This is a genomic window from Methylobacterium sp. 001424705 (genome assembly GCF_059816145.1).
The window spans coordinates 1-8206 of record NZ_JCBANU010000055.1; the positions used below are offsets into that span (position 1 = coordinate 1).

An 8206-nucleotide genomic window follows, 5' to 3' on the forward strand; every position below is an offset into this window, starting at 1 on the left:
GCGACCTGCCAAGCCTGGGCAGACGATCCGGACCAGTTCAGATACAATCCGACCCACCTCACCTCGGGACTGAACAATCGAAAGTCCCACCATGACCCGCATGCTCTCACTCGCGGCGCTGGCGCTCGCCTGTGCCGCCTCTCCCGCATTCGCCCACGCCACCGTTGGAGGGTTCGGATCCTCGGTCGCTGGCGCCGTGGCCGGCATCCTCTTCCTCGCCCTCGGCGTCGCGTTCGTGGTGGTGATCGCGCCCCGGCTGCCGCGCATCGGCTTGGGGATCCTTGCGACCGTCCTGTTCGCGTCGGCCGCCCTCGCTGCTGAGGTCGTCGCGCCCGTGCCCGTGGCGCCGGCCGTGATCCTGCCTTAGGGTGACTGGGTCGTCGCCATCGGCCAGACCCTCACGTCCATCCTGCTGCCCGTGCTCATCTACCGGCTCGGCCAAGCTGTCTACCAGGTCGCCCCCTGGGCTCGCCTCGTTCTCACCCAGGCCCGTCTCGAGCAGATGACCAAGGCCATCACGGACTATGCCCTCAACGCCACCGAGGGCGTTGTGAAGGGCCAGGCGCTCACCATCCCGGTCGGCTCGGCCGTGATCGCCAAGGCCTTGCAACGCGCCGTCGATGTCGCACCGGTGTCCGTCGTGGCCGCGGCCGGCGGCCCGAACGGGGTGGCCGAACTCGTGTTCCGGACCCTGCACCTGGAACAGGGCGCTACCGCCGCCAACACCCTGGCGCCGGCCCAGACCGCGATCGTCGCGAAGTAGGGCGCCCCCTGGTGCCGAAAGTGCAAGCCACGGCCGAGAGAACGGCCGACTTCTACCTGACCCAGGGCACACTCGGTGCGAGCTGCGTGGCCCTGGTGCTGTTCATCGTCCTGCTGCTGTACGTCATCCGGCACCTCTACAACGAGATCCGGCGGCTAAATGCGGAGCGGCTGGCCGAGCAGGAAGCTATGCTCACGGTCATCGAGAGCGCGCGCGATGCTCACAGGGCCTGAAAGAGGCACTGTGCGGCGTCGAGGCGACCCTCGGCGCCCGTGCGCAGGCGCGCTCCGATCTCTCGCACTAGGTGGAGCGAACGGCGCAAGACGCCCGGCACGGCTTCGCGAACACGAGCCAGATGGCGACCGGCTTGGTGGAGATGGTGCTTGACCTACGCGACATGCTCCGCAACCGGAGCGGGGACGCCCCATGACATGGTGGGAGCGCGTCATGCTGAACTTCCTCCCTCGACATCACCACGAGGAGCAGTCGACCCGGCTGAAGCATGCCTTTGACGACATCCTTACGGCCCAGCGCGGGACCGCCGAGGAATCGCAAGGGGTGCAGGCCGCCGCGACGAGAGACCTGAAGGAAATCCGAGCCGAGAGCGGCCGCATCCGGGCGCGCACCTATGCGCAGAGCGAGAAAGCTCGGCCTGGCCAGACCAGCGAGGCCCGCAGCCTCGTGGAAGACATGCTCCAGAGCATGGAGCGCGCGCGCCGGGGACACAGGACCGTGATCTACAACGACGACCGTCCCGAGCACATCCGCGGTGCCATTTGGCTCACGATCCTGATCCTCGCCATCGGCTACGGCGTGATCAACGCATTCGTGCCGAGCTCCGACATGAACAACGCCGTCGGCGTTCTTCAGGCCTCGGCCGCCACGATGGTGGTCTACATCTACGGGCGGGATGCCTGGGCCGCGCTGCGTACCAAGAACCCGAAGCGCACCGACTTCCTCATCGTGGACATCGTGCTCGCCTGGCTGTCGACGGACGGCATGACCATTCTGGCGGTGCTGTTCCGGCTCGCCGGCATGCCGCAATGGTTCGTGAACTCGGAGATCTATGCGCCGATCCGGCTGCTCTGGTGGTCGCGGCCGTGCTCCACGTCAGCGCGCCGGGCGCGGTCGACGGCGTGGTGCCGCGCCGCAACCGGGTGGCGATGGGCATTGGCCTCGGCGGCGCTGTTCTGCTGGTGCTGGTGCTGCTCTGGAGCCGCCCGGACATCGGGCCTCTGATCGAGCGCTCGCGGCCCTACATCCAGGATTGGTGGGGCACTGGAGCCATACTTGCTCCGGCCGCGCCCCCGACCCCAACTTAAGGTGGAGCCTGCCTCGCCATCACGTGTTCGCTCAATATCCCAGTGAACGACCCGACCTTCACCCGCCCTGAGCAATCCGCGGCGGTTTTTTTGCATTCTCACCCTTCTTGCACGGCCAATATCCAGATATTGTCGTGCGCGACCTCCTAGGGGCTTTTGAACCACGGCGTACGATTTCGTACGTAACAGCGCTTCTAGCAAGCCCCTTGAAAGCCTGTCTAAGCCCGGATCTCCTGCCGACGCCTCACATGTCGAAGACTTTCAGGCGCGCCCTCGCGCTGATCCTTACGGTTCTGATCGGCGCTGGCGGGACCTGCTTGGCTTACGCGCGCATGTCCTCCGATCCGAAGGCTAGCGGCCGGCCTCAGGTGCCGAGCCAGTCGCCCGCGGTCGTGCCGAAGGCGGAGACCGTCCGACGAGGTGTCGGTAACGGCATGAAGCTCATGGTTCAGGGCTTCAACACATCCCCCTCTACCAACTTCGCGCAGACGAACCGAACGGGCCATACCTCTGCGGAGGACATCAGCGGCACCGTCGATGTCATCCTGCCGACCGCTTACATCACGGGGCGCACACTCGCGGAGACTGATCTCCCGGGACAGTGGTTCTTCCAGGTTGCGCTCGAGGTCGCGTTTCAGGAAGCGATTACCGGGCTATCGACGGCCGGGCGCTATCCCTTCGCCTTCATGGGCGGCCCGTCCGCTACGACCGGACGCTATGACGGTCCTGGCACGAATCCGAACGGCTGTATCAAGGGCACGCTGACACTGCCGCCGGGCGTGAAGATCCCGAAGAACACGAAGTTCGGACTCTGGACGACCATCGAGGCACAGGCGGGCGCTGCGAATACGCAGGGTGTTCCCTACACCGAAGTCGCCTCATCGTTCATCAACCGCAATGAGGGGCAACTCACGACCCTAGCCGGCGCGACTGCGGGCCAGTCACATATCGCCCGCAACTTCGGCATGACGCTGACCGCAATCCGAGCCTTCGGTAAGACGCAGAGCGGATCAGGGCAGGCGTTCACGCCAGTCATGCTGATTCACGACCATCCGGCGACCGCACGCACGGCCGTGATCCAGTCGTCATCGCTCGACTACGGCGTCGGCGAGGGGCAGGGCGGATCGGGCGCTTTCGGTGACGTGCTTGGCACCTACATGCGGAACGCGGGGATGGCTACGCGCTACATCAACGAGCGGCACGGGCATAACTACGTCAACCTGTCCAAGGGCGGTGACAGTACGCGGTGGACGGTCAGCCCCGCGAACACCGTCTACCGCGACAAGCTCCTCGTGCTGGCCAACCCGACTCACTATTTCGAAGATCAGGATCACAACGCTTTTGGCATCTCCGTTCCCAACTTCCGTGCCAACAATCAGGCGTACGAGGCGTTCGCTGTCGTCCGCGTTCAAGCGACTGCCGCCTACTGGCTGGCCCTGCATGCGGGCACCTCGAGCGCCGTCGCCCCGAGCGGGACGGCCGATGCGACAGACGGCTCCGTGACGTGGCGCTACCTTGGACAGCGTACCAACGGAACCATGTCGGACACATGGGCCGCGCTCGTCGCTGCGCGGGCCAAGCGGCGTGCCCACGTGCGCGCACTTGTCCCTGGCATCAAGATCGTCGGCATGGGCATGGTGCCGGACAGTTCGGTGACTTCACGCGTGGGTGCGGTGATATCTATCCGCGACCGCTGGCAGAGCCTTGCTGGGCAGGCCCCGACAACCGGCTATGGTCCTGCGCCCTCAATTCGCAGCCTGTTGCACGACACCGATCAGGCGTTGCGGCAGCCAATGGGCTACGGGCTCGATGCACGGATCACGGCGCAGTGGGGAGTGGAAAGCGGATACGCAGGCACGACAGCGTCGGAAACTGGCAAGTGGTTGGTCGAGGCGGGCACACCGGAGGCGTATACGATCGACGGCGTACACGGGTCGTCCCGAGGGTACTCAGTCGGTTCGGCGTCGATGGGCGCCGATGTGATGCAGTAACCACAGAGTTTTCGATCCTAACATAGGTCCAGGCAAATTCGCACCTAGTGGTGCGAGTCTAACATTTGGTGCCCGCGCTTTGCGGCCTGGATGATGCGATCCGGGTCGGCAGTCCAGACGAAGGGCTTTGGGTCGCCGTTGCTCTCAGCGATGAAGCGCTTGATGGCCGCCTGCACCTCGATCAGCGATCCGAACACGCCGCGTCGGAGCCGGCGTTTTGCGAGCTTGGCGAAGAAGCCCTCGACGGCATTGAGTCATGAGGCTGAGGTTGGGGTGAAGTGGAAGGTCCATCGCGGGTGGCGGTCGAGCCAGGCACGGACCTTCGGGTGCTTGTGGACGGCGTAGTTGTCCAGGATCGCGTGGACGATCTTGCCCGCCGGAACCGCAGCCTCAACCGTATTGAGGAAGCGAATGAACTCCTGATGCCGATGGCGCTGCATGCAGCGGCCGATCACTTTGCCCTCCAGCACGTCCAGGGCGGCGAACAGGGTCGTGGTGCCGTGGCGCTTGTAGTCGTGGGTGCGCGTCGTCGGCTGGCCCGGCTTCATCGGCAACGGGGCCTGCGTGCGGGCGAGCGCCTGGATCTGGCTCTTCTCGTCGACCGAGAGCACGACGGCATGGGCCGGCGGCTCGACGTAGAGCCCGACGACATCGCGCAGTTTGGTTGCGAAGGCAGGGTCGGTGGAAAGCTTGAACTGCCGGATCCGATGCGGCTGCAGACCATGCCCGCGCCAGATCCGCTGCACCGACGAGATGCTGATGGCCGCGACCTTGCTCATGGCGGCGGCCGTCCAATGCGTGGTCTCGCCGGGCGGATCTCCTTGCGTCAGAGCGACCACGCGCGCCGCCACCTCCGGTCCGAGCCGCGGGATGCGTGCCGGCCGCGTCTTATCCCGAAGGAGCCCGTCGACGCCCTCCTGCGCGAAACGGTCTTGCCAGCGCCAGACCACGGTCTTGGACACGCCCGCCTCACGCATGGTCGCATGCGTCCCGAGCCCATCGGCGCTCAGCAGCACGATACGGGCGCGCCAGACGTGCTTCTGCGGCGTGTTTCGATCCGCAACGAGCGCTTCGAGCCGAAGCCGATCCGAACTGGAGAGCGTGAAGGAGATGCCACTGCGCATCCCGCCAGACTCGCAGGACAGGCCTCAAACCGAAACCCCACGCGGACTCAACCGTCAGACCTTAACCACTAGCATCGGCCTCACGCAAGCCAGCTTCGGCGCTCCGCACCCAGCTCCTGGCGGCAAGCGCCCAGCTGAGCCGGTAGCCACCCCTTCACCCGCCCGGCTCCGGCCGCGGCGAGTTTTTGATTTCATCGCTGCTGATGCTGCCGAATCCTCCACTGCCCTTCGCCTCCGGCCGCATCGACTATGATTCGCATCACCGATGCTCGTTCGTAGGAACGCAGACATGCAATTGATTAAAATTGAATGTAGCTTGTTTGACGCGAGCCTGCAGATTGTGCCGAGTAACAACTTAGTCTAAATGCAGATAGGGGCCAGTTGATTCGCGGTCATTCCCTTGCCAGGAGCTACCGGTGGTTTATTACAATGAACGAATTCTTAAGACGGTTGTTGCCGATGACGGCGAGACAGCTGAGCTTATCCAGCTGAATTTTGTCAATGATCCTTATCCGTTTCTCGCTAACACAATAATAAGAATAACCGATAACACTGGAATGAGGATCGTCGATAATTTTGAAGTCGGGACAACGGAAGTCTGGGATTATGGGTTTTACAAATATGGATTCCAATCCTACGGCAACGCTGTGGCCGTGCACACAGGCGGCGGCGGTTATTCGCAAGGATACGTTTTCTCTGACGGCAAGCTGACTGCATCGATTGTTGGGATCAATGACTCGGGAGGCTATGGGACGCTCTCAGCCGATGGGCGGGGTGGCTTCATCTATGGCTACGAGTCGACCTCCAATTTGTATAAGGCCTCAAGCATAGCTCTCAGTCTAAGCTTCGGGGGGGACGGTTCGGCCAAGTCGGTATGGGGACATGACCTCAACGGGGCACTCTTTGGAGCAGACATCGCTCCAGGAGCCACTTTCTTCCAGTCACTATCAAATAATGCGTTTGCCTATTCATATACTGGCAATCAGCAGATTGCGAGCCAGAGCGCAACTTACAATCTGCTTGCCGGAGATCAAAACTACTTTATCGAACACATCAATCCGTCTGCTTATGTCCCGCAAACAGCGTTTCTCACAAATCTCAAAACCGTATACTCGAATGGAAATGTTTCAAATGTAAAATATACTGCAGGCTTGTCGGTCGAGCGGCTCATCGAAAATAACGACGAGCGCTCGATTGAGATCAGCGACTACAATATAGTTACGGGCGCACTGAAATCAAATACTTTCCTAAATTCGTTCAACCTTGTCACGAAAATTGAAACATTTGATGGCGTCGGCGGTCGATCGGCTAAGGAATTTGACCCTGATACGGGCTACGTGACCCAAAGTGAAACCTACAACGCAGCCAACCAGATTGTCGATGTGAACATCTATAACGAGATCGGTCAGGCAATCCGCGGAACCCACCGCACTTATGACGACAGCGGCTCTCTGCTTCGGCGGACCTCGACGTCCTACGATCCAGCGGACGGAAAAATTCTGAAATCGACAACCGTAAACGCAGATGGGTCGCGAACCGAGGTCAACAATGCCGTCGTCGGCAAACCCTACGCTGAGCAGGTACAAGCATTTGATGCAGCCGGCAAGGTTGTAAGCACGATGCGATATTACGGCGATCTTGACCACACACTCGCGTTAAGTGAGGTCGTCAAGATTGATGGCTCGAGCGTGGTGCACGGCTACGATACACTTGGTCGAGAAGTGTTGCGGAGCATCGGTGAAGCAGACGGAGCTTCGCATGTTGTGAACTTGACGTATGTAGGCTCGTCAACAACCGCGAGCACCGTGCAGGATATGCTCTACGCCACGGGAGGCAAGCTCCTCTCGCAAAACCTCACAAACGCCAATGGGACACATACCCAAACTGCCTATCAGGCCGGGCAAACGTTGATATCGACTAGCGGAGTCACCGATACGTTCAAAAGCTCTGGCGGGGACACGTTCGTGTTTGCTGCTGGTTTCGGAAAGGACACGGTTACGGGGTTCCATGCCGGAGCTGCCGTCGGACACGACGTGCTGTCGCTTGATACGACTCAGATTTCAGGCTTCGCAGACCTGCAGAGCCACCTCAAAGGCGCGGGAGCGGATACACTGCTGACTCTCAGTGCGACTGACACCATCTTGCTCAAGAACGTGTCGCTGAGTTCACTGGCAGCTGAGAACTTCCACTTCCAGGACCACGGGCTGCTCCACGCCTGAGTGGAAAGCCATGCGTTACGATCAGGTCTTTCCTGAAAGGCGTATGCTCATCGCCCGGCCGCCGTGATGGCGCGCCGGGCTTCTTCGCTTGAGCGAGCGAACCAGCCCTTCTCGGCTGGTTCCGACTGATCCCATTTTCTCGCCATGCATCGTACGCGTCCGGTGAGGGCCGTCTTGTGTGATGGTCGGGCGGGGTTGAGGTCATAGGAGTAATTCTAGGACCTTGAGCATGACGCGGGCGAGCATTGAGCTGGTGAGAGCGGTACGGCGACGGCGCTGGACGTGGTCGGAAAAGGAGCGGCTGGTGGCCGCCTCGTTCGAGCCGGGTGTGTCGGCCTTGAAGGTTGCTCGCCAGGCCGTCCTTCACATGAGCCAGCTGTTCCGCTGGCGCAAGCTGCTCTACAAGCGTGTGGTGTCGCCAGGTCCGGTCCCTGCGCTCGTGCCGGTCGCCGTCGTGCCCCGACCACTCTCGATCTCGGCGCAAGACGAACCGAAGCCTAACCCGGTCCCGCCGCTCCGGCGGGCACATCGAGATCAGTCTGGGCGGCGGCTGGCGCGTGCGGGTCGGCTCCGATGTCGATGCCGCGGCACTGCGTCGGGTGCTCGATGCCCTGGAGGGCCGATGATCCCGCTGCCAGTCCATGTCTGGGTCTGGCTGGCCACCGGCCACACCGACATGCGCAAAGGCTTTTCCAGCTTGGGGCTGATCGTCTAGAGCGTTTTCCACTTACTCCGGATCGTAGCCGGCGGCAGCGAAGTAGTTTGCGCACTCGGTTGGTGTGAAGGC

The 8206-nt window shown here is 62.1% G+C and carries 7 protein-coding genes and 1 pseudogene; 7 read left to right on the forward strand and 1 reads right to left on the reverse strand.

Features of this window, described 5'->3' with window-relative positions; translation table 11 throughout:
* Positions 1-91 precede the first annotated feature (91 nt).
* The 5 genes from AC6EUL_RS22415 (at position 92) to AC6EUL_RS22435 (ending at position 4076) form a co-directional block, all read left to right on the forward strand.
* Positions 92-367 (forward strand): hypothetical protein, encoded by a 276-nt coding sequence (locus AC6EUL_RS22415; RefSeq protein WP_499872796.1) that lies wholly within the window; start codon positions 92-94, stop codon positions 365-367.
* A gap of 51 nt (positions 368-418) precedes the next feature.
* Positions 419-763 carry a hypothetical protein gene (locus AC6EUL_RS22420; RefSeq protein WP_499872798.1) on the forward strand — a complete coding sequence of 115 codons (345 nt, stop codon included), beginning with the start codon at positions 419-421 and terminating at the stop codon, positions 761-763.
* Positions 764-774: 11 nt separating this feature from the next.
* Positions 775-996: a hypothetical protein gene (locus tag AC6EUL_RS22425; protein ID WP_499872800.1), complete on the forward strand. Its 222-nt coding sequence runs from the start codon at positions 775-777 to the stop codon at positions 994-996.
* Positions 997-1210: 214 nt separating this feature from the next.
* Positions 1211-2002, forward strand: coding sequence for a hypothetical protein (locus AC6EUL_RS22430; protein WP_499872802.1), 792 nt, complete (start codon positions 1211-1213; stop codon positions 2000-2002).
* 331 nt (positions 2003-2333) lie between these two features.
* Complete coding sequence (locus AC6EUL_RS22435) at positions 2334-4076, forward strand: hypothetical protein (RefSeq protein ID WP_499872804.1); 1743 nt, start codon at positions 2334-2336, stop codon at positions 4074-4076.
* 44 nt (positions 4077-4120) lie between these two features.
* Here the strand turns inward: AC6EUL_RS22435 and AC6EUL_RS22440 are convergent.
* Positions 4121-5200 (reverse strand): annotated as a pseudogene (locus AC6EUL_RS22440) (IS630 family transposase).
* A 416-nt stretch (positions 5201-5616) separates the two neighbouring features.
* Between AC6EUL_RS22440 and AC6EUL_RS22445 the strand changes: the two are divergent.
* Positions 5617-7419, forward strand: a complete 1803-nt coding sequence (locus AC6EUL_RS22445; protein WP_499872806.1) for a hypothetical protein — start codon at positions 5617-5619, stop codon at positions 7417-7419.
* A 229-nt stretch (positions 7420-7648) separates the two neighbouring features.
* Entirely contained in the window at positions 7649-8134 is a 486-nt protein-coding gene (locus AC6EUL_RS22450; protein ID WP_499872808.1) for a transposase, read from the forward strand.
* Positions 8135-8206 lie beyond the last annotated feature (72 nt).

Excerpts from the sequence above, each read along its gene's own strand:
- AC6EUL_RS22415 (WP_499872796.1), top strand. The coding sequence starts at position 92 with ATGACCCGCATGCTCTCACTCGCGGCGCTGGCGCTCGCCTGTGCCGCC.
- AC6EUL_RS22430 (WP_499872802.1), top strand. The coding sequence starts at position 1,211 with ATGCTGAACTTCCTCCCTCGACATCACCACGAGGAGCAGTCGACCCGG.
- AC6EUL_RS22435 (WP_499872804.1), top strand. The coding sequence starts at position 2,334 with ATGTCGAAGACTTTCAGGCGCGCCCTCGCGCTGATCCTTACGGTTCTG.
- AC6EUL_RS22450 (WP_499872808.1), top strand. The coding sequence starts at position 7,649 with ATGACGCGGGCGAGCATTGAGCTGGTGAGAGCGGTACGGCGACGGCGC.